Source organism: Actinokineospora sp. PR83 (genome assembly GCF_021056305.1).
Classification (GTDB): Bacteria; Actinomycetota; Actinomycetes; order Mycobacteriales; family Pseudonocardiaceae; genus Actinokineospora; species Actinokineospora spheciospongiae.
This window is the reverse complement of the sequence record NZ_JAJCXD010000090.1, coordinates 1-21151: the sequence shown is the minus strand read 5'-3', so window position 1 is coordinate 21151 and position 21151 is coordinate 1. Positions and strand designations below refer to the sequence as shown.

Genomic DNA, 21151 nt, shown 5'->3' with positions numbered 1-21151 from the left:
GCCCGAACCGGGGGTCGAGCAGCCCGCCCGCCGCCGACAGCAGCAGCACCGTGCCGGTGCCCGGCCGGTCCGGGGTGAACGCCCGCCGCCCGGCCGCCTCGGCCACCGCCGCGCGCAACTGCGCGGGCACCAGCGCGGGCAGGTCGGCCTGCAGCGCGCCCACCACCGAGGCGGGGTCGCGGGCGCGCAACCGGTCCGCGCCGAAGGCCAGGGCGGCGTTGAGACCGGGCAGGCCGGGCTGGTTCACGCACTCGGCGCCGCTGCCGCGCAGCGCCTCGACCACCCTGGCGTCCTCGCACACCACCAGCACCGAGCGCGCCGCGGCCACCGCGGCGGCCACCGTGTCGCGCACGATCGCCAGCACCAGGTCCCGGTGCCCGGCCACCCCGCCCGGGGCGGCGCCGCGCAGCCGCGACTTGGCCCGGTCCAGGTGCTTCACCGGCACCACCAGGTCCACCGGGGGATCGACGGGCAGCTCGGCGCACACCCCGCCGATAGTGCCAGTGCCCGCTTCCGCCGACCCCGTCTGGACCGCGCGGGCGGTGGCCGTGGACACTCACAGGTCACGGACGCGGCGAGGAGGACGAGTTGGGCGAGCGGGAACGGGGCGGGTTCTGGGTCGGTGCGGCGGCATCGGTCTTCTACCCGCTGAGCTGGCTGGGCAGGCGGACGTACCTCGGCGCGGACAAGCTCCCCGCCACCGGCGCGGCCCTGCTGGTGATGAACCACGTCTCCCACCTCGACCCGCCCAACGACGCGGTGTTCGTGCACCGCAACCGGCGCGTGCCCCGGTTCATGGCCAAGGACAGCCTGTTCCACGTGCCCCTGTTCGGCCGGATGCTCGCGGGCTCCGGCGGCATCCCGGTCTACCGCGGCTCGGCCGAGGCCAGGGACAGCCTGCGCGCGGCGCACCAGGCGCTGCGCGAGGGCAAGGTCGTGGTCATCTACCCCGAGGGCACCATCACCAAGGACCCCGCCGGCTGGCCGATGAAGGCGCGCACCGGCGCGGCTCGGCTGGCGCTGGAGAACGACGTGCCGGTCATCCCGGCCGCCCGCTGGGGCACCAACCACATCTGGGACGGCTACACCAAGCGGTTCCACCCGTTCCCGCGCAAGCGGGTGACCACGGTCCTCGGCGACCCCATCGACCTGTCGGCCTACCGCGACCGGCCGGTGACCAGCGCCCTGCTGCGTGAGGTCACCGACGTGATGATGCACGAGGTGCAGGCCCTGCTGGCCGGGGTGCGCGGGGAGGACCCGCCCGCGGAGTTCTTCCGCTCCCCGGCGCGCAGCGCCGCCGACGAGAGCGCGGGCTGAGCCGTGGGCGGTCACATCACCGTCCTGGGCGCGGGCTCGTGGGGCACCGCGTTCGCCAAGGTCATGGCCGACGCCGGGCGCGAGGTGGTGCTGTGGGCCCGGCGCCGCGACGTGTCCGAGGTGATCACCTCGACCAGGGAGAACGCCGAGTACCTGCCCGGGGTGCGGCTCCCCGCCCCGCTGAGGTCCACATCGGACCCGCGGCGGGCGCTGGACGGGGCGCACACGGTCGTGCTGGCCGTGCCCAGCCAGAGCCTGCGGCACAACCTCACCGCCTGGCGCAGCCTGATCGCCGACGACGCCACCCTGGTCAGCCTGGCCAAGGGCGTGGAGCTGGGCACGCTCAAGCGGATGAGCGAGGTCATCACCGACGTCACCGGGTTCGCCGAGGACCGCATCGCCGTGGTCTCCGGGCCCAACCTGGCCAAGGAGATCGCCGAGGAGCAGCCCACCGCCACGGTGATCGCCTGCCGCGACCACGACCGGGCGGTGGCGCTGCAACGGGCCTGCACCACCGGCTACTTCCGGCCGTACACGATCACCGACGTGGTGGGCTGCGAACTGGGCGGGGCGTGCAAGAACGTCATCGCCCTGTCCTGCGGCATGGCAGACGGCCTGGGCTTCGGCGCGAACACCCTGGCCACGCTGATCACCCGCGGCCTGGCCGAGACCAGCCGCCTCGGCGCCGCGCTGGGCGCGGACCCGCTCACCTTCGCCGGTCTGGCCGGACTGGGTGACCTGGTCGCCACGTGCTCCTCGCCGCTGTCGCGGAACCGGACCTTCGGGGCCAGGCTGGGCCGGGGCGAGACCATGGCGCAGGCGCAGGCCGCCGCGGCCGGGCAGGTCGCCGAGGGGGTCAAGTCCTGCTCGTCGATCCGCGAGCTGGCGCTGCGCCACGGCATCGAGATGCCGATCACCGAGGTCGTGCACCGCGTCTGCCACGACGGGTTCCACCCGCGCGAGATGGCGGGCGCCCTGCTGGGCCGCCAGACCAAGCCGGAGCGCGAGCGGTGAGCGGCCGGCCGGACACCAGGGGCGACGGGACGCGCTGCGTGCACGCCGGTTCCGCGGTCGCGGGCCCGGACGTGCCGCTGGCCCCGCAGCCGGTCCTGGCCGCCCCGTTCCACCTGGGCGGCGAGGACTTCTACGGCCGCGCGTCCAACCCCACCTGGCGGGCCCTGGAGTCGGCCATCGGCTGGCTCGACGGCGGCGAGTGCGTCGTCTACTCCTCCGGCATGGCCGCGGTCTCCGCGCTGCTGCGCACGGTCCTCGGCGCGGGCGACGTGGTCGTGCTGCCCTCGGACGGCTACTACCTGGCCCGCTCCTACGTCCGCGACCACATGGCCGCCCACGGCCTGGAGGTCCGCGAGGTCCCCACGGCCGCGCGCTGGACCGCGCAGACCGTCCGCGGCGCACGGCTGGTGCTGCTGGAAACCCCGTCCAACCCTGGCTTGGACGTCTGCGACATCGCCGCGATCGCCGACCTCGCGCACGCGGCGGGCGCGCTCGTCGCGGTCGACAACACCACCGCGACCCCGATCGGGCAGCGCCCGCTGGAACTCGGCGCGGACCTCACCGTCGCCAGCGACACCAAGGCGCTCTCCGGCCACAGCGACGTCGTGCTCGGCCACGTCTCCGCCCGCGACCCGGAGTTGGTCGCCCGGCTGCGCGCCGAGCGCACCGCCTCCGGCGCGGTCCCCGGCCCGTTCGAGACCTGGCTGGCCCACCGCGGCCTGGGCACCCTGGACCTGCGGCTGGCCCGGCAGGCGGAGAACGCCGCGGCGCTCTACCAGGCCCTGCGCGACCACCCCCGGGTCACCGGGCTGCGCTGGCCCGGCGCGGCGGCCGACCCGGCGCACCCGGTGGCCCGGCAGCAGATGCGCCGCTTCGGCGGCGTGGTGACGTTCGTGCTGGAGTCGGCCGAGGCGGTGGAGGCGTTCGTGGCCGGGACGACCCTGGTGGCCTCGGCCACCAGCTTCGGCGGCCTGCACTCCACCGCCGACCGCCGCGCCCGCTGGGGCGACGCGGTCCCGGAGGGCCTGGTCCGCTTCTCCTGCGGCTGCGAGGACCCCGAAGACCTGGTGGCCGACGTCCTCGCCGCGCTGCGCTGATTCCCCGGGCTGATCCCGGGTTCGGGTTTCGGCTGACAGCACGGAGGCCGCGCACCCCAGTGGGTGCGCGGCCTCCGTCGTCGTACTCTGCCCGCCAGGGCCTGTGCTCAAAGCTGACCGCCCTCGAAACCGCAGGCCCGGCTACGCACCCCCACCAAACAGGCCGGCGCAAGGACACGTCCTAGACCGGCAGCGCCATCTGCATGACGATGTCCCCGGTCGGCGCGGGCGACCCGCCCGCGGGCTCCACCGAAACGCCGATCTCCTGCGCCGCGCCGATGCCCGGCGTGGTCAGCAGCGAGGCGTGCCCGGACGGGTCCGGCGCCATCACCCCGATGGAGCGCGGGGCGCCGTCGCCCATCAGCCACACCTGGTAGGTCTTGCCGTCCGGCGCGGAGGGCACGTTGCCCGCCAGCAGCATGACCTGACCGCGCTCGCGGGACAGCACGACCGTCCCGTCGAGCCCGGTCGTCGTGCTGCCGCTGACGACCCTGGCGTCCCCGGCCGAGAGCAGGTTCGACATCGCCGCCGCCTGCTGCCGGGTGGAGTCCAGGTCGCTGGTGTTGCGGACCAGGAGCACGCCCAGCGACACCGAGACGACCAGCAGCAGCGCCGCGGCCACCCCGAGGAACTTCGTGACGACCGGCGACGCCGCCGCGGACCGGCGCTCGCGCCGCGCGGTGAGGTCGTCGACCGGCGGGAGCTGGCGCACCTCGGCGATGCGGGCCAGCACCTGCGACTTCAGCTCCGCGGGCGGCTGGTCCGACGCCGCCTCGCCCAACCGGGTGGCGGTCGCCTGCAGCTCCCGCACCTCCTGGGCGCAGGACTCGCACTCGGCCAGGTGGCGCTCGAACTCGGCGCGCTCGAACTCCGGGATCGCGTCGAGGGCGTACGCCCCGGTCAGCGCGTGGATGTCAGCGGTCATCGGGCCACCCCCAGGCAGTCGCGCATCCGGATGAGCCCGTCGCGCAATCGGGTCTTGATGGTTCCTAGAGGAGTGTCCAGCAGGTCGGACACCTCGCGGTAGGTCAATCCGCGGTAGTAGGCCAGTTCGACCGACTCCCGTTGCAGCTCCGTCAGGCTCGTCAGGCAGCGCCGCACCTGCTCGTGCTCCAGCCGGGTGCTCACCTGCTCGGCCACCTCGTCGAACGGCCGGGTGGTCTCCCGGCGGTACGCCTTGTCCTCGCGGTCGGTGGCCGACTGCGCCGAGCGCACCCGGTCGACCGCGCGGCGGTGCGCCAGCGTCATCACCCAGGTCATCCCGCTGCCCCGCTCGGCGGAGTAGCGCGCGGCGGTCCGCCACAGCTCCAGCATGACCTCCTGGGTGACCTCTTCGGACTGCGCCGGGTCGCGCACGATCCGCCGGACCAACCCGAAGACCGGGGAGGCCACGAGGTCGTAGAGGCCCTCGAAGGCCTTCTCGTCCCCGCGCGCCACCTGCTGCAGCAGCGCCCCCGCGTCCGGCGGCGCCTGCGTGACGGCATCCGCCTCCCCGGCGATGCGCCGCACTCGTTCGGCCATGTGCACTGCTCCCGTCCGTGGCGCGACCCGACCCGCCGCGCTTGTTGTCCGCCACCACGCATTCGGACCAGGGGTGTTCGCGGATGGGTTCGACCCCCGGCGCGGTGGGCCGGTTCCCCGGTTCCCCCGGAGGTGTTCCATTCCGTGGACCGAGTTGCCGCCCGCACGACCCGGTGTTTACCTATGCCCCGTGTTGCAGCGCGCCATGACCGACGAGCGGGGTCCCCGCCCGGTTTGTCGCGCGCTCTGTCTCTGTCGGTGATACCGCCCCGAGGCCTTCTCCCCGGCCGCGCCGTGTCAGTTCACCCCCATGGAAGAGACGTAGGAACATGTTCGCCGTACCGCCCAATACCGTGGCGCTCGTCAGTCCCGCCGCGTTCGCGCACCCCGCCCTGGTCGCCGCCGAGTTCGCGCGCGACCGGGACCGCTGGCGCGGCCTGCTGCGCTACGACCCCGACCGGCGCTTCGCCGCGCTGGTCGAGCTGACCGAGGACCAGGAGGTCTGGCTGATGGGCTGGTTGCCCGGCCAGGGCACCGAGCTGCACGACCACGACGGCACCACCGCCGCGTTCACCGTGGTCTCCGGGACGCTCACCGAGCAGGTCGCCTACCCCGGGCACCGCGAGGACGTGGTGCACAACCTGGTCGCGGGCCAGTCGCGGGTCTTCGCCTCCGGATACGTGCACCGCATCCACAACCCCGGGCCCGACCCGGCGGTCAGCATCCACGTCCACCGGGTGACCGGTCCGACCGGCGGCAGCCGCCGGGTCGACCGGCTCACCGGGGTCGAGCTGCGGTGACGTGCCCGGGGACCGGCCGGCCCGGTTCCAGGTCCGCGGCGGGCACCGGCTCGCCGTAGACCGTCCGGATCGGCACCACCCCCGCCCAGGCGGTCCCGGCGGCGACGTCAGCCTCGTCGTCGCCGGGGCCGCCCGCGCGCACCTTCACCGCAGCCTCCGCCAGGTCGACGGCCAGGACAGCGGTCTTGGCCAGTTCCTTGTCGGTCGGCGGCCGGGCGTGGTCCCAGGAGCCGGGCGTCAGGTGCTCGGTGATCACCCGCAGCGCGGCCAGCTTGGCGGTCGGGTCGAGGACCGGCACGGCGGTCGCGTGCACCACCGCCGAGCGGTAGTTCATGGAGTGGTTGAAGACCGACCGGGCGTAGACCAGCCCGTCGAGCAGGGTCACCGCCACGCACACCTCGATCCCCGCCGCGGCCGTGCGCAGGCTCAGCGCGCCGGTGGACCCGTGCAGGTAGAGGGTGTCGCCGTCGCGGCCGTACCCGGTGGGCAGCACGAGCGGCGACCCGTCGACGACGGTGGACAGGTGGCACACCAGACCGGCGTCGAGCACCTGCCAGAGGACGGCCCGGTCGGTCACCGCGCGGTTGCTCCCACGGCGGACCCTGGTGCGGTCGGTCGCGGACAGTGGCGGGTGCGGAGAGGAGTTCACCCACCCAGACTCGGGGGTGAAGTGGAATGCTGACAGGGCCACAGCCACGCCATTCCAGGAGGCCACTGGTGTCCGAGAGCCCCGCGCTGCCGGTGCGCCTCAACCGCGGTTCGACCACCCCGCTGGCCGTCCAGCTCGCCGAGGAGCTGCGCACCTTCGCCGCCGACGGCAGGCTGCGCAGCGGCGACCGGCTGCCGTCCACCCGGGCGCTGGCCACCCAGCTCGCGGTCAGCCGCACGGTGACCGCGGCGGCCTACGAGCAGCTGCACGCCGAGGGCTGGATCGCGGGCAGGCACGGCTCCGGCACCTACGTCACCACCGCCCCACCCGGCTCCCCGCGCGCCCGCCCCCGCCGCGCCAGGGTCGCGGCCCCGGGCGCCCCCTCGGTGGACCTGCGCCCCGGCTCACCGTGGATCGGCGGCCTGGACCGCTCCGCGTGGCGCCGGGCCTGGCGCGGTTCCGCCGACGTCACGCCGTTGCAGCGCCACGAGCGCGCCGGGGTCCCCGCCTACCGGGCGGCGGTCGCCGAGCACCTGCTGCGCCACCGCGGCCTGCGCGTCAGCGGCGAGTACGACGAGGCGGGGGAGGGCGAGTCGGTCCTGGCCACCGGCGGCACCACGGCGGCGGTCGCGGAACTGGCGGCGTCGGTCCTGCACCGGGGCGACCTGGTCGCCATCGAGGACCCCGGCTACCAGCGCGCCGTCGCCACCTTCCGCGCCGCCGGAATGCGCGTCGTCCCCGTCCCGGTCGACGCCGACGGCCTGCTGCTGGACGCGGTCCCGGCCTCGGCGAAGGTCGTCTACTGCTCCCCGGCGCACCAGTACCCGCTGGGCAGGCGCATGTCGGCGGGCAGGCGGGTCGAACTCGTCGAACGCGCCCGCCGCCAGGGCTGGCTCGTCGTCGAGGACGACTACGACGGCGAACTGCGCTACGACGTCGCCCCCCTCCCGCTGCTCGCCGCCCTGGCCCCCGACGTCGTCGTGCACCTGGGCACCACCAGCAAGATCCTCACCCCCACCCTCGGCGCGGGCTGGATGGTCGCCCCGCCCCCGGTCGTCACGGCCGTCCTGGAACACCGCGACAACACCGGTACCACCCCCGCCGCCGCGGGCCAGCTCGTCCTGGTCGAACTCGCCCGCAACGGCGACCTGGGCCGCCACCTGAGGAAGCTCCGCCGCGAACTCTCCGAACGCCGAGCCCTCCTGGTCACCGCCCTCACCGCCGACAACGTCCCCGTCCTGGGCGACGACGCCGGAGCCCACCTGGTCATCCCCCTCCCCGACACCCCGACGGAACGCGCGGTCATCGACGCCGCCCGCACCCACCACCTCGTCCTGGACGGCCTCGCCCGCCACCACCAGGGGAAGCCGACGTGGTCCGGCATCGCCCTGGGCTACGCCGCCTGCTCCAGGACCCAACTCACCGAAGCGATCCCCACCCTCGTCGACCTCGTCACCACGACCTAGGGTCCCGTCAGCGCAGCAGACGACTGTCGAAGCCTGCCGCGAGCAGCCGGTCGTAGGCGGCCGAGATGTCGGCAGGCACGTCCTGTTCGGCGGCGAAGCCCTGCTTCGGGTACTCGATGACCCGCTGGAGGTCGCCGACCAGCATGTCGATGACCAGCTTCTCGTCGCCGATGGACCGCACGTAGTCCCCGAGTTCCAACGGCTCCGACGTGCACACGACCTCGACCTCCGGCCAGACCGCTCGACAGGTGGCATAGGCACGGCGTTCCATGTAGGGCTTGGAGATGATCAGCGCTGAGCGCGGCGTCCGCCCGCGCTCAGCGAGCAGCGCCCGCGAGAATGTCACGTTCTGCCCGGTGTTGCCCGCCTCCGGTTCAACCAGGATGGCGCTGTCCGGTACGCCAAGGCTCATCGCGTGTTCGCGGTAGTGCACGGCTTCACCCCGGGGGAACCGCTCGGCCGTGGTCGGGCTGTTGCCGCCGCTGAACACCACGAGGGGGAACACGCCCGACCGGTACAACTCTGCCGCGTGGCTCGCGACACCGAGGTCATGGCTGCCCAGCCCGATGGCCACGTCGCAGGGGCGCACCTCGTGCCCCATCCGGTGGTAGTCCCAGATCAGTTCGGCGTCCTGCCGGTGTTGTTCGGTGATGCCGGTCGGTGCCATGGGGTGTTCGTCCTCCGGTTGGTTCACTGTGCCCGTTCGACACGGGCCTGCTGGATTCAATGCCCGGGAACTGACCACCGGCTAGCCTGGTGATGCACACCTCCGCCGAACACCTCCGGTCGACGGGCCGGGACTCTGCCGGTGGAGGACCCTCCTCGGTGAAGGAGTGGACCATGCCCGACTTCGACGCGCCCCGCGACCTGCTCGACAAGCCGTAGGCGTGCGAGATGTCCAACCCCGGCCGTCGCCTCCGCGAGCTCCGACACGCTCGCGGCAAGTCCCTCGCTGTCGTCGCCGGGCTCGCGGGCATCAGCGAAGGCCACCTCAGCAAACTGGAGCGCGGACACCGGGCTCTCGACCGCCGCTCGTTGATCATCGCGCTCGCCGAAGCGCTCGAAGTCGCTCCCACCGACCTGGCCTACGAGGCATTCCCGGCGCCGGACATCGATGTGTCCGAGACCGCCGCGGACGAGGTGCGTCGGGCGCTCCTCGCGGTCGGCATGGACCGGCCAGGTGGCCGAGTCCTGCCCGCGCACGTGCTCGCCGACCGTGTCGCGACCCTCCTCGATGCCCAGCAGCGATGTCAGCACGGCACCGTCGGCGCTGCCCTGCCCGCTCTCATCCGCGATGCCCACGCCACCGAGTCCGCCGGGCGGGACACCCGGCAGATGCGACACCTGCTGACCCTGCTCCACGTCCAGGGCACGCAGGCGTGGCTGCGGGACGTCGGCGCTCCCCTCGACCTCGGGTGGCAGGCCGCTGTGCTGGCTCAGCGTGCCGCCGACACCCTCGACGATGCCGTCGACCGGCAGATCGCGGCATTCGGCACCGCACACGGGCTGCTCGCGGCGGGCGCACTCGACCTCGCCGCGGAGACGCTCGCCGCAGCACCGCGACCCACGGCCACCACAGAGCAGAAGCAGATGACGGGGATGTTGGTGTTCACCGACTCCCTGCTCGCCGCTGCGGGGCGCACGGGCGACGTCCAGGCGGCACTCGACGAAGCCGCGGCGCTGGCTGAGCGGGTGGGAGAGGGCAACGCGGGCTACTTCGGTTTCGGCGTCAGCAACACAGCCGTGTGGCGCATGGCTGTCGCGCTGGAAGCGGGGGACCACGCCGCTGCTGCCCGCCTGGCCGACACCGTCACCCCGACCGCCATCCCGTCGCCGCAGCGGCGTGCCGCCTACTGGGGGGACCGGGGTCGCGCCCTCGCCCGCATTCGTGGCCGCCGCGATGACGCTGTGCGGGCGCTGCGCCAGGCTGAGCTGATTTCCCCGGCACGGCTGCACCGGCACCCGTTCACCAGGACCACCCTCGCCGAGTTGGCCGCTCGCAGCCGCGACGACGCCGTCGGCCGCGAACTGCGCGGCATGGCACACCGCGCAGGACTCCGCTAACCCGATCGAGGGACCTTGCCACCGTGGCAAGGTCCCTCGCCTGCTCAACTTCAGCGTCACTTCCCAGAAAGGGGGGGTGATCGAATGTCCGTGCTGATCATGCTCGGGGTTGCTGCGCTGCTGGCCAGTGTCAACGTGTTCGTGGGTCCGCTGGTGGACCGGCCCGCCAGGCGGGTGAGCGACCGATGACCAGTCGTTCCCGCGACACCCTGCGGAGGTGGGGGCATGTCCCCGCGCCGCGCTCGCCAGGTCTGGTGGGTGTTGGCCGGTGGAGGTTCCGAAAGCCACCAACGTGTCGGTCACCCCTGCTGACCAGTTGTGCACTCGGCCGTGTTCGCGCGTCTTCGAGGGCGGCTACACGTTCCGGCTCGCCAAGGGGGACACCGGGGTCGCGGTTTTCCAGGGGACGTGCGTCGAGCAGCGCAGAGTCCTGGTGGTCCGGGACGTCCCCTTTCCCGCACGGCCGATCGAAGGGCCGCAGAGCCCCGTTCCTCGTGCTGCCCAAACCCGACGCCGTGAGCTGGGACGACAGCGCCGCTCTGCGGGTGTTCGCCAAGGCGTGCATGAACCTCGTGCACGACCACCATCGGCTCGTGCGCGGGCATTCCCGGCGGGATGCCTGAGGACATGGCCATCCACAAGGCGGGGAGCGGTGCGCGCCTGCGGCACGACATCCGCGCGAAGACCGCGAGGGCGTTGCTGCTCTCCACGGAACTGGACTCGGCGCGTGTCGAGCGCGGTTTCACGACTCGGCGGTTGGCGGAGCTGATGACCATGTCACCGGCGATGATCAACCGGATCGTGAACGGGCGGAGGATCCCGGACGCGCTGGAACTGGGGGGCCTGTGCGCTCTCCTCGACATCCCGCCGCGTCGTCGGGAGCACCTGTACGGTCTGCGCCGGGAGAGCGAGGACATGAACTGGGTGATCCACGCCACCCCGTCGACGCGCGATCCGGACGACGTGGTCAGCTCACTGTGGTCGCTGGCCGACGGGATCACCACCTACGCCACGAGCGTGACCGGGCCGCGAGCGCCGGGCGGTTCCGGGGGGTCGACCGCACCGGCCTCCCCGGGGCACCACGGCGACACCGTCTGGACCCGCTACGTCTCGGCCGAGGCCATCGAGCGGGCTCCGTACGAGCTGGGGACGCAGGAGCTCCGGCTCGCCCGCCTGGCCCGGTTCGACGGCATCCGGATCGTTCCCCGCACCACGCCGCCACTCCTCCAGCACCCGGTGCGGGTCCTGTACTTCCGGACCTTCCCGCCCGTGGCGGTCCTCGACCTCGACTTCACGACCGTCATCCTCGAAAAGGACAGCGCCGCGCGCTACGTCGACTCACTCCGCCGGATCGCGGACTCGGCCCTGTCCACGGGGGATTCCCGGCAGGTGCTCTCCTCCCTGTGGGGCGAGTTCGACCGAGGCGGGGACCGGCGGTCGCCCACGCCACAGCCAGGGACCACCGAAAATCCCGGCGGGTAGGGTCCACTCCCATGGCCAGCTCAAAGATCCGCGTCGCGGTGGTGTTCGGGGGGCGGAGCACCGAGCACGCGGTGTCCTGCCTGTCCGCGGCGAGCGCTCTCGTGAACCTCGACCCCGCCCGCTTCGAGGTGGTGCCGGTCGGCATCACCCGGGAGGGCGCGTGGGTCCTGGGGCCGGGCGACCCGGGCGCGCTGCGCATCGAGGGGCGCACCCTGCCCACGATCACCGGGGGCACCGCCGTCACCCTGCCCGCCGACCCCGGCTCGGTCGACCTGGTCGTCCTGGAACCGGGGCGGGCGGGGGAGGTGCTGACCGGTGTGGACGTCGTCTTCCCCATGCTGCACGGCGCCTACGGCGAGGACGGCACCATCCAGGGGCTGCTGGAGATGGTCGGCGTCCCCTACGTCGGCCCCGGTGTGCTGGCCAGCGCGGTCGCCATGGACAAGGGCTACACCAAGAAGCTGCTGGAGGCCGAGGGACTGCCCGTCGGCCGGTACGTCGAACTGCGGCGCGGCGCCGCCACCCTCACAGGGGAGGAGCGCGACCGGTTGGGGCTGCCCGTCTTCGTGAAGCCCGCCCGCGCGGGCTCGTCCACCGGCATCAGCCGGGTCGCCTCCTGGGACGACCTCGACGCCGCCATCGCCGCCGCGCGCGAGGTCGACCCGAAGGTGCTCGTCGAGGCCGGGGTGGTCGGGCGCGAGGTGGAGTGCGGGGTGCTGGAGTTCCCCGACGGGCGGGTGGCGGCGTCGGTGCCCGCGGAGGTGCGGCTGGTCGACGACTCGGTGGACTGGTACGACTTCGACGCGAAGTACCTCGACGACGTCGCGGAGCTGGACATCCCGGCCAAGCTGGACGACGACGTGGCCGAGCGGCTGCGGGCGATGGCCGTGGACGCGTTCCGCGCGCTGGACTGCCAGGGGCTGGCCAGGGTGGACTTCTTCGTCGGCGCGGGCGGGGAGCTGACGGTCAACGAGGTCAACACCATGCCCGGCTTCACCCCCACCTCGGCCTACCCGAAGATGTGGGCCGTCACCGGGCTCGACTACCCGGCGCTGCTGGCCACCCTGGTCGACACCGCCGTGGCCAGGGGTACCGGGCTGCGCTGAGCGCTCAGGGCCGCACCGGCTGCGCGGGCAGCACCCGACCGACCACTTCGGACACCGTTTGCAGCGGGCCGGTGCCCAGCCCGTCGGGGAGGGTCAGCGCCACGTACACCGGGCGGTCGACGGCGAACCACGTCGACGCACCGGTGCCCTCGACCGGGAGCCACTGCACCCCGGAGACCACGCGCAACTGCGCCGTCGGCGTCAGCTCACCCGGTTTCGACAGGCCGCAGCGCAGCACCACCGGCTCCGCCACCCGGTCGCCCCACACGACCGCCCCGGCGGGGGCGGGGTCGGCGACGGGCAGCTTCTCCAGCGTGCCGCCGCCGTTGGGCAACGCGCCGGTGAGCTGCCCCACCAGGGACGCGCACGACGGCGACCCGGCGTCCGGCGCCTCCACCGGGACCAGCCCGACCGGGCCGGTGCGCGGGGCGGCGGTGGGGTCCTGCGCGGCGGTGTCGGCGGGCCCGAGGAAGCGGCTGGCCAGCACGACACCGGCGACCAGCAGCGCCACCAGGACCGCCGCGGCGACCACCGCGCGGCGCGACGGACCGGCGGCGGGGGCGGGGGTGGTCGGGACGTTCACCGCCCCAGTGGACCACGCCTCAGAGGTGCACCACCGGGCAGGTCAGCGTGCGCGTGATGCCTTCCACGTTCTGGATGTTGGCGACCACGAGCTGCCCCAGCAGGTCCACGTTGTCGGCCTCCGCGCGCACGATCACGTCGTAGGGCCCGGTGACGTCCTCGGCCGTGGTCACCCCCTGCAGCCCGGCGATCTCGGACGCGACCGCGGCGGCCTTGCCCACCTCGGTCTGGATCAGGATGTATGCGTGCACCACGGCGCGCCCCTTCGCGGCTAGGTGTCCCCAAGAGGTAGGAACGTGTCCAGCAACGTACCCCAGACGCGGTTTTGGTGGGGGGTCCGAAAGTCGGTGATCGGAGGACATGGGTGCGACCGGACACACCGCGGCCCCCGGAGACGGTCGCCGACGTCGGCGAGTTCGGGCTCATCCGGCGGCTGACCGCGGGGCGGGTCCAGCCCGCGGCCACGCTGCTGGGCCCCGGTGACGACGCCGCGGTGGTGACCGCGGCCGACGGCAGGGTCGTGGCCAGCACGGACGTGCTGGTGGAGGGCACGCACTTCCGGTTCGACTGGTCGGACCCGGACCAGGTGGGGCGCAAGGCGGTCGCGGCGAACCTGGCCGACGTGGCGGCCATGGGCGCGGTGCCCACCGCCGTCCTGGTGGGCCTCGCCTGCCCGGCGACGACGAGGACCACCGTCCTGGAGGGGCTCACCGAGGGCATGTGGACCGAGGCCCGGCGGGCCTCGGTCGGGGTGGTCGGCGGCGACATGGCGACCGCCCCGGTGCTGGTGATCTCGATCACCGCGCTCGGCGAGCTGCGCGGTCGCGCGCCGGTCACCAGGTCCGGGGCCAGACCCGGCGACGTGCTGGCGGTGTCGGGGAAGCTCGGCTGGAGCGCGGCCGGGCTGGCCGTCCTCAAGCGCGGTTTCCGGTCCCCGGTCAACGTCGTCGCCGCGCACCGCTCGCCGGAACCGGACTACGCGGCCGGACCGCAGGCCGCCGACGCGGGCGCCACCGCGATGCTCGACGTGTCCGACGGCCTGCTCGCCGACCTCGGGCACCTGTGCGCGGCCTCCGACGTCGCCATCGACGTGCGGTCGGACCTGGTCGAGGTGCACCAGCGGCTGATCGACGTCGCCTCCGCGCTCGGCGGCGACCCCCGGCACTGGGTGCTCACCGGCGGCGAGGACCACGCGCTGGCCGCCACCTTCCCCGACCCCGCCGCGGTCCCCGACGGCTGGCGCACCATCGGCAGCGTCACCCGACCCGGCACCGGTCCCGCGGTGACCGTCGACGGCAAGCCCTACCCGGGGGCCACCGGCTGGCAGCACTGGCGCTGACCGGCCGGGGTTGGGCCACAATCGGGTGGTGCGCATCGAAGTCCTGGCCTACGACCACCCCGATTCGACCACCCTCATCGCCGAGGTCCAGCAGGAGTACGTCGTCCGCTACGGCGACGTCGACCTGACCCCGGTCGACCCGGCCGAGTTCGCCCCGCCGCACGGGCTGTTCCTGGTCGGCTACCTCGACGGCGTCGCGGTGGCCACCGGCGGCTGGCGCCGCCACGGCGAGCACGACGCCGAGATCAAACGCATGTACGTCAACGCTTCCGCCCGCGGCCGGGGGCTGGCCAGGCGTGTCCTGGCCGAACTGGAGGACACCGCGCGGGCGGCGGGCCTGCGCAGGCTCGTCCTGGAGACCGGCGACGAGCAGCCGGAGGCCATCGCGCTGTACCGGTCCGCCGGGTACACCCCGGTGCCGCCGTTCGGCTACTACGCCGACGAGGAGGGGTCGGTCCACCTCGGCAAGGTCCTCCGACCGGGCGGGGACGACCACGACCGAACCCGAGTGAGTGACGAGCGGGTCGGCACACCCGAGTAGGCTCCCACGCCGTGCCACAACCGCTGTCCGAGACCGTCGAAGCCGGGTGGGCCGAAGCGCTCACCCCCGCCGCCGACCAGATCGCCGCCATGGGCGAGTTCCTCCGCGCGGAGATCGCCGCGGGCCGCCGCTACCTCCCGGCGGGCGAGAACGTCCTGCGCGCCTTCAAGCAGCCCTTCGCCGACGTCCGGGTCCTCATCGTCGGGCAGGACCCCTACCCCACCCCCGGCCACGCCGTGGGCCTGTCCTTCTCCGTGGCCCCGGACGTGCGGCCGATCCCCAAGAGCCTCATCAACATCTACAAGGAGTACCAGGACGACCTCGGCTTCCCCCTTCCGTCCAATGGGGACCTCACCCCGTGGGCCGAACACGGGGTGCTGCTGCTCAACAGGGCGCTCACCGTGGAGCCGGGCAAGGCCAACTCCCACCAGGGCAAGGGGTGGGAGCAGGTGACCGAGCAGGCCATCCGGGCGCTCGCAGCGCGCGGTGGGCCGCTGGTGGCCATCCTGTGGGGGCGCAACGCGCGCAACCTCAAGCCGATGCTCGGCGACGTGCCCGCCATCGAGTCGGCGCACCCGAGCCCGCTCTCGGCGCACGCGGGCTTCTTCGGGTCGAAGCCGTTCAGCCGGGCCAACGCGCTGCTCGTCGAGCAGGGCGGCGAGCCGGTGGACTGGAAACTCCCGTAAAACCGGTTGCCCGTCCCCGCTAGCGTCGGACGCGTGCGGAACACCAGGGACCTGGTCCTGATCGCGTCCGGTGCGGGGGTGTCGCTGTTCGGGTCCGCGGTGACGCTGCTCGTGCTCTTGGTGCACTTCAAGGAGTTCGGGGCGTTCGCGGTCACCGCGGTGCTGATCGCCGAGTTCCTGCCCATCGCGCTGGGCGCACCGCTGGCCGGGCTGCTGGTCGACCGGCTGCCCAACCGCAGGCTGATGATCGCCGGGCAGGTGCTCCAGGCCGCCGCCGTGCTCGGCATCGTGGCGGCGCTGGGGAACCTGGGCGCCACGCTGGTGCTGCTGTTCGCCCTGGGGTGCGGCACCGCCGTGGTCAACCCGGCCGCCGCGGCGCTGGTGCCCACCGTCGTCGGGGAGGACGGGGCCACCCGCGGGTACTCGTGGATCGCCACCGGCCGCGCCCTCGGCACGCTCGCCGGGTCGGCGGCGGGCGGGGTCCTGGTGGCCGCGCTGGGCACCGAGCGCGCGCTGCTCGTCGACGCCTGCACCTACGCGGTGCAGGCGCTGGGCCTGTGCCTCGTCCGCGCCGAGCGCCGCCCGGAACGCGGCGGGCAGCGGGCGCGGGCGGCCGACGGCCTCCGGCACCTGTGGGCGGACCGGGTGCTCAGCACGTCCGCGGCCTGCCTGGCGATCGCCTGCCTCGGGGTCATGTTCGCCGAGGTGGCGAACGTGTTCTACGTCACCGACGTGCTCGGCGGGGGCGCGGTGCTGCTCGGGGTGCTGCACGCCTGCTGGATGGTCGGGATGCTCGTCGGCGTCCGACTGGTCACCCGGTTGAGGACCGCCACCGCGCTGCTGGTGGGCCTCGGGTCGTCCTGCGCGGTGATGGGCACCGCGATGGTGCTGCCCGCCGCCGTGCCGTTCACCGCCGCCGTGGTCGTCGGGTACGCGCTCGGCGGGATCACCAACGGGGCGCAGAACGTCATCAACCAGGCCCTGGTGCGGTTGCGCACGCCCGACGCCCTGCGCGGGCGCGCGTTCGCCGCCATGGGGTCGGTGCTGATGGTCGCCAACGTCACCGGGATGGTCACCGGCGGGGTGCTGACCGGGCTGCTGGGGCCGCGGTGGACGTTCGCGCTCGCGGGCATCCCGGCCGTCCTGATCGGCCTCACCTCCGTCGCCGTGGCCCGCGGCCGGGTGGCGTCCGAGGTCAGTGCCTGAGGGGTGCGCACAGCAAACCGGCGCCCGGGGCCTGGTGGCCTCGGACGCCGGTCGGGGATCTGCTGCGGTAACTCGCTCAGCCGCGAACGACCTTGCCCGCCTTGAGGCAGGAGGTGCACACGTTCAACCGCTTGCGCTGGGAGACGCCGGTCTTCGCGTGCACGGTCTGGATGTTCGGGTTCCACCGGCGGTTGGTGCGCCGGTTCGAGTGCGAGACCGACTTGCCGAAGCCTGGCCCCTTGCCACAGACGTCGCACACGGCAGCCACGTCGACACTCCTTCAGGTTGCGGGTGCCCGGCCGGTCGATTCCTCGACCACTGCGGGCGCACGTACGAGAGCCCAGGCGGGCCCAGGCGGTCTGCACAGGGTAACCGGTGCCCCGCCGGTGCTCCAAACCGGGTGGGTGCCCACCGGTGGTTACCCTCGCCCGAGGGGGACCGACGAGCTGGGAGGTCCGGTTGCTGGAGGCACTCGACGCGGCGGCGGTCCGGCGGTGGGCCGCGGCGTGCGTCGGCGCCCTGGACGCGCACCGGGAGGCGATCGACCGGATCAACGTCTACCCCGTGGCCGACGGGGACACCGGGTCGAACCTGCTCACCACCGTGCGCGCGGCCCTGGAGGCGCTGCTGCGCGCCCCGGTGACCGAGCGGGCGGACGCGGGCGGCGCCTTCGGGGTGCTGGCGACCGGGGCGCTGGCGGGGGCGCGGGGCAACTCCGGGGTGATCGTGTCGCAGGTGCTGCGCGGCATGGCCGAGGCGGTGCGGGAGCGGCCCGTCGTCGAGGGGGCGCACCTGCGGCGGGCGCTGCGGCGCGGGGCGGAGCTGGCCGCCGCGGCGATGGCCGAGCCGGTACCCGGAACCATGATCAGCGTGCTGTCGGCGGCCGCGGCGGCGACCGGCGGCGAGGGGCTGCGCGAGGTGGCCCTGGCCGCGGTGCGGGCGGCCGAGGTGGCGCTGGAGCGCACACCGCGCCAGCTCGACGTGCTGGCCGACGCCGGGGTGGTCGACGCGGGCGGGCGCGGGGTGGTGGTGCTGCTCGACGCGCTGCTGGCCGTGGTGGAGGGGCGGGAACCGGACCTGCGGGACTCCGACACCACCGCCGCCCGGCCGGTGAACCCGCACGTGGCGCCCCGGGAGGCGGGGTCGGACCTGTACGCCTACGAGGTGATGTACCTGCTCGACGCGGTCGACGACGCCACGGCGGGCGCGCTGCGGGAGGTGCTCGTCGGCCTCGGGGACTCGGTGTCGGTCGTCGGCGACGGGGCCGGGCTGTGGACCGTGCACGTGCACTGCAACGACGTCGGCGGGGCCATCGAGGCCGGGGTGCGGGTGGGCAGCCCGCGGCGCATCCGGGTGGCCCGCTTCGCCGACGCCGCCCCGGACGGCCCCGCCCGGTTCACCCGCGACCGCGCCGTGGTCGTGCCCGTGCGCGGGGAGGGGCTGGCGGAACTGCTGCTCGCCGAGGGGGTGGCCGTGCTGCGCGTCGGCGACGGGGAGGAACCGACGCCGTACGAGCTGACGCAGGTGATCACCGCCACCGGCGCCGCGCACGTCACCGTGCTGCCAGGGCACCCGCTGCTGATGGAACTCGCCGACGAGGCCGCGATCCGGGCGGTGGCCGGTGGGCAGGACGTGGTGGTCGTCCCGTGCGCCTCCCCGGTGCAGGTGCTCGCGGCGGTCGCCGTGCACGACCCCCGCCGCAGGCCGGGCGACGACGTGGTGGCGATGACCGAGGCCGCCGCCGCGACCCGCCGCGGGGAGGTGCGGGTGGCCGTCGAGGATGCGATCACCTGGGCCGGGCCGTGCCGCGCCGACGACGTGCTGGGGCTGGTCGACGACGAGGTGGTGCTGGTGGAACCGGGGCCGCCCGGGGCGGAAGCGCTGGCTCGGGCGACCCGCGCGGTGGCGCGCAGGCTGCTGGCCGCGGGCGGGGAACTGGTGACCGCGCTGCTCGGCCGCGACGCGCCGGAGGGGCTGGCGGAGGGGCTGGCGGCGTTCCTGCACGCCGAGCGCCCCGAGGCCGACCTGGTCGTCTACGCGGGCGGGCAGGCGGATTCGGTGCTGCTGCTCGGGTTGGAATGACCCGCCCCCGGTGACCCGCTGTGGACGGGCCGCGACCGCTGTCGGTGGGGGTCGACATAATCGGCCGGTGACCGAGGTGCTGCGGGCAGTGGAATTGCGGGAAGCGGGTGGGGAACGGCGATGGCGTCGCTGAGCGACCGGCTGGACCGGGTGGTGGGCAAGAAGTCGGCGGACGCGCTGGCCGCCGCGTTCACCCTGGAGACCGCGGGGGACCTGCTGCGCCACTACCCGCGCCGCTACGCCGAGCGCGGGCAGCTCACCGACATCGCCGGGCTGGAGGTGGGCGAGCACGTCACGGTGATGGCCAAGGTCGTGTCGGTGACCAAGCGGCAGATGAAGACCAAGCGCGGCTCCCTGGTCGAGGTCTCGCTGACCGACGGCAGGCGCTCGCTGGACTGCGCGTTCTTCAACCAGCCGTGGCACCTGGACAAGCTCAAACCCGGCACGAGCGCCCTGTTCGCGGGCAAGGTCACCGCCTTCCGCCAGAAGCTGCAACTGGCCAACCCGGACTACCAGCTCCTCGACGCCGACCCCGAGTCCCCCGACGGCGCCCCCGCCGTGGAGGAGTTCGCAGGCGGCCTCATCCCGGTCTACCCGGCCTCGGCGAAGATCCAGTCCTGGCAGATCGCCCAGTGCGTCCAGCAGACCCTGGCGATGCTCGACGAGATCGAGGACCCGTTCCCCGACGAACTGCGCAAGCGCCTGGACGTCGCCGAGTACGACGTGGCCGTCCGCGCCATCCACCGCCCCGCCGAGTGGGACGACCTGGAGACCGCGCGCAAGCGCTTGAAGTGGGACGAGGCCCTGTCCCTGCAACTGGCGCTGGCCCAGCGCAGGCAGACCGCCGCGGCCCGCCCGGCCCCGGCCTGCCCGCCCCGCCCCGGCGGCATCCTGGACGCGTTCGACCAGCGCCTGCCCTTCACCCTGACGGCGGGGCAGAACGAGGTGGGCGCGGCCATCGCCGCCGACCTCGCGGGCGAGGCCCCGATGAACCGGCTGCTGCAGGGGGAGGTCGGCTCCGGCAAGACGATCGTGGCGCTGCGGGCCATGCTCCAGGTCGTCGACTCCGGGCGGCAGGCCGCGCTGCTGGCCCCCACCGAGGTGCTGGCCGCCCAGCACGCGCGGTCGCTGACGGAACTGCTGGGCGACCTGGCGAGCGGGGGGCAACTGGGCGGCGCGGAGAACGCCACCGCGCTGACGCTGCTGACGGGATCGCTGTCCACGGCGCAGCGCAAGCAGGCGATGCTCGACGCCGCCAGCGGAGCGGCGGGGATCGTGGTGGGCACGCACGCGCTGATCCAGGACAAGGTCGCGTTCGCCGACCTGGGGTTCGTGGTGGTCGACGAGCAGCACCGGTTCGGCGTGGAGCAGCGGGACGCGCTGCGGGCCAGGGCGGGGGCGCTGAGCCCGCACGTGCTGGTCATGACGGCCACACCGATCCCGCGGACCGTCGCCATGACCGTGTACGGGGACCTGGAGACCTCGTCGCTGCGTGAACTCCCGGCTGGACGCTCGCCGATCTCGACGACCGTGGTGCCGGTGGCGGAGAAACCCGCCTGGCTGGACCGGGTGTGGCAGCGGGTCCGCGAGGAAGTCGCCGCGGGGCACCAGGCGTACGTGGTGTGCCCGCGCATCGGGGACGAAGACTCGGCTGTGGCCGACGACGGGTCGGGGCGGCGGCCGCCGTTGGCCGTGGCCGACGTGGCACCCGATCTGGCGGGGGGTGCGCTCGCCGGGTTGAAGGTGGACGTCCTGCACGGGCGGATGGCGGCTGAGGACAAGGACCGGGTGATGCGCGGGTTCGCCTCGGGGGCAGTGGACGTCCTGGTGGCCACGACGGTGGTCGAGGTCGGGGTGAACGTGCCCAATGCGACGGCGATGGTGATCCTGGACGCCGATCGGTTCGGGGTCAGCCAGTTGCACCAGTTGCGGGGGCGGGTGGGGCGTGGGTCCGCTGCCGGGGTGTGCCTGCTGGTGACGGAGATGATCGGGGGGACGTCGACTCGGGAGCGGCTGGACGCGGTTGCCTCGACGTTGGACGGGTTCGAGTTGGCTCGGCTGGACCTGGAGTTGCGGCGGGAGGGGGATGTGCTGGGGTCTTCGCAGTCGGGGACGAAGTCGGGGTTGAAGATGCTGTCGTTGTTGCGGGACGAGGGGATCATCGCTGATGCGCGGGTGGTGGCTCAGGCGTTGATCGCT

Annotated in this window: 22 protein-coding genes; 14 read left to right on the top strand and 8 right to left on the bottom strand. The window is 73.9% G+C overall.

The window, feature by feature from the left end; all coding sequences use genetic code 11:
- The coding region (locus L6E12_RS28200; RefSeq protein WP_236230955.1) for a 2-phospho-L-lactate guanylyltransferase at positions 1-487 on the bottom strand (487 nt) is incomplete at its 3' end.
- A gap of 101 nt (positions 488-588) precedes the next feature.
- On the opposite strand from L6E12_RS28200, the gene L6E12_RS28195 reads away from it, so the two are divergent.
- From L6E12_RS28195 to L6E12_RS28185, 3 genes are all read left to right on the top strand, one after another.
- A complete protein-coding gene (locus L6E12_RS28195) occupies positions 589-1317 on the top strand; it encodes a 1-acyl-sn-glycerol-3-phosphate acyltransferase (RefSeq protein ID WP_236230954.1) in 729 nt (242 codons plus the stop codon).
- A gap of 63 nt (positions 1318-1380) precedes the next feature.
- Positions 1381-2331, top strand: coding sequence for an NAD(P)H-dependent glycerol-3-phosphate dehydrogenase (locus L6E12_RS28190; RefSeq protein WP_236230957.1), 951 nt, complete (start codon positions 1381-1383; stop codon positions 2329-2331).
- Complete coding sequence (locus tag L6E12_RS28185; protein ID WP_236230953.1) at positions 2328-3428, top strand: cystathionine gamma-lyase; 1101 nt, start codon at positions 2328-2330, stop codon at positions 3426-3428. Before L6E12_RS28190 ends, L6E12_RS28185 begins: the two co-directional genes overlap by 4 nt.
- 181 nt (positions 3429-3609) lie before the next feature.
- On the opposite strand, the gene L6E12_RS28180 is transcribed toward L6E12_RS28185, so the two are convergent.
- Positions 3610-4353, bottom strand: coding sequence for an anti-sigma factor domain-containing protein (locus L6E12_RS28180; RefSeq protein WP_236230952.1), 744 nt, complete (start codon positions 4351-4353; stop codon positions 3610-3612).
- Positions 4350-4949: an ECF RNA polymerase sigma factor SigK gene (sigK, locus tag L6E12_RS28175; protein ID WP_240013752.1), complete on the bottom strand. Its 600-nt coding sequence runs from the start codon at positions 4947-4949 to the stop codon at positions 4350-4352. The genes L6E12_RS28180 and sigK overlap by 4 nt, the downstream gene beginning before the upstream one ends.
- Before the next feature lie 329 nt (positions 4950-5278).
- Between sigK and L6E12_RS28170 the strand changes: the two genes are divergently transcribed.
- Complete coding sequence (locus tag L6E12_RS28170; protein WP_236230950.1) at positions 5279-5749, top strand: cysteine dioxygenase family protein; 471 nt, start codon at positions 5279-5281, stop codon at positions 5747-5749.
- On the opposite strand, the gene L6E12_RS28165 is transcribed toward L6E12_RS28170, so the two are convergent.
- The gene (locus L6E12_RS28165; protein WP_236230949.1) at positions 5727-6398 is read right to left on the bottom strand and encodes a pyridoxamine 5'-phosphate oxidase family protein; all 672 of its coding nucleotides are present in this window, start codon (positions 6396-6398) and stop codon (positions 5727-5729) included. The genes L6E12_RS28170 and L6E12_RS28165 overlap by 23 nt on opposite strands.
- Positions 6399-6424: 26 nt before the next feature.
- On the opposite strand from L6E12_RS28165, the gene L6E12_RS28160 reads away from it, so the two are divergent.
- Positions 6425-7864, top strand: coding sequence for a PLP-dependent aminotransferase family protein (locus tag L6E12_RS28160; protein ID WP_236230948.1), 1440 nt, complete (start codon positions 6425-6427; stop codon positions 7862-7864).
- A gap of 7 nt (positions 7865-7871) precedes the next feature.
- Here L6E12_RS28160 and L6E12_RS28155 read toward each other — a convergent pair whose 3' ends face one another.
- Complete coding sequence (locus L6E12_RS28155; RefSeq protein ID WP_110081733.1) at positions 7872-8531, bottom strand: YdcF family protein; 660 nt, start codon at positions 8529-8531, stop codon at positions 7872-7874.
- A 227-nt stretch (positions 8532-8758) separates the two neighbouring features.
- Between L6E12_RS28155 and L6E12_RS28150 the strand changes: the two genes are divergently transcribed.
- The 3 genes from L6E12_RS28150 (at position 8759) to L6E12_RS28140 (ending at position 12516) form a co-directional block, all read left to right on the top strand.
- Complete coding sequence (locus L6E12_RS28150; protein ID WP_236230947.1) at positions 8759-9928, top strand: helix-turn-helix transcriptional regulator; 1170 nt, start codon at positions 8759-8761, stop codon at positions 9926-9928.
- Between the two features lie 615 nt (positions 9929-10543).
- A complete protein-coding gene (locus tag L6E12_RS28145; RefSeq protein WP_236230946.1) occupies positions 10544-11410 on the top strand; it encodes a Scr1 family TA system antitoxin-like transcriptional regulator in 867 nt (288 codons plus the stop codon).
- A gap of 11 nt (positions 11411-11421) precedes the next feature.
- Positions 11422-12516, top strand: a complete 1095-nt coding sequence (locus L6E12_RS28140; RefSeq protein ID WP_236230945.1) for a D-alanine--D-alanine ligase family protein — start codon at positions 11422-11424, stop codon at positions 12514-12516.
- Positions 12517-12520: 4 nt separating this feature from the next.
- Here the strand turns inward: L6E12_RS28140 and L6E12_RS28135 are convergent, their stop codons facing one another.
- Together L6E12_RS28135 and L6E12_RS28130 are read right to left on the bottom strand one after the other, a co-directional pair.
- On the bottom strand, positions 12521-13099 hold the full coding sequence (locus L6E12_RS28135; protein ID WP_236230944.1) for a DUF3515 domain-containing protein: 579 nt from the start codon (positions 13097-13099) through the stop codon (positions 12521-12523).
- 19 nt (positions 13100-13118) lie between these two features.
- Positions 13119-13352: an Lrp/AsnC ligand binding domain-containing protein gene (locus L6E12_RS28130; protein WP_035284199.1), complete on the bottom strand. Its 234-nt coding sequence runs from the start codon at positions 13350-13352 to the stop codon at positions 13119-13121.
- Between the two features lie 110 nt (positions 13353-13462).
- Between L6E12_RS28130 and L6E12_RS28125 the strand changes: the two genes are divergently transcribed.
- The 4 genes from L6E12_RS28125 to L6E12_RS28110 are packed head-to-tail and all read left to right on the top strand — an operon-like array spanning position 13463 to position 16870.
- On the top strand, positions 13463-14437 hold the full coding sequence (locus tag L6E12_RS28125) for a thiamine-phosphate kinase (protein ID WP_236230943.1): 975 nt from the start codon (positions 13463-13465) through the stop codon (positions 14435-14437).
- Positions 14438-14465: 28 nt separating this feature from the next.
- On the top strand, positions 14466-14978 hold the full coding sequence (locus L6E12_RS28120; protein WP_236230942.1) for a GNAT family N-acetyltransferase: 513 nt from the start codon (positions 14466-14468) through the stop codon (positions 14976-14978).
- 11 nt (positions 14979-14989) lie between these two features.
- Positions 14990-15664, top strand: coding sequence for a uracil-DNA glycosylase (locus L6E12_RS28115; protein ID WP_236230941.1), 675 nt, complete (start codon positions 14990-14992; stop codon positions 15662-15664).
- A 33-nt stretch (positions 15665-15697) separates the two neighbouring features.
- On the top strand, positions 15698-16870 hold the full coding sequence (locus L6E12_RS28110) for an MFS transporter (RefSeq protein WP_236230940.1): 1173 nt from the start codon (positions 15698-15700) through the stop codon (positions 16868-16870).
- Between the two features lie 76 nt (positions 16871-16946).
- Here L6E12_RS28110 and rpmB read toward each other — a convergent pair whose 3' ends face one another.
- Positions 16947-17138: a 50S ribosomal protein L28 gene (gene rpmB, locus L6E12_RS28105; protein WP_035284204.1), complete on the bottom strand. Its 192-nt coding sequence runs from the start codon at positions 17136-17138 to the stop codon at positions 16947-16949.
- 194 nt (positions 17139-17332) lie between these two features.
- Here rpmB and L6E12_RS28100 point away from each other — a divergent pair, with 194 nt between their 5' ends.
- Both L6E12_RS28100 and recG read left to right on the top strand, forming a co-directional pair.
- Positions 17333-18952 carry a DAK2 domain-containing protein gene (locus L6E12_RS28100; RefSeq protein WP_236230956.1) on the top strand — a complete coding sequence of 540 codons (1620 nt, stop codon included), beginning with the start codon at positions 17333-17335 and terminating at the stop codon, positions 18950-18952.
- Between the two features lie 120 nt (positions 18953-19072).
- On the top strand, positions 19073-21151 hold a 2079-nt coding region (recG, locus tag L6E12_RS28095; RefSeq protein WP_236230939.1), incomplete at its 3' end, for an ATP-dependent DNA helicase RecG.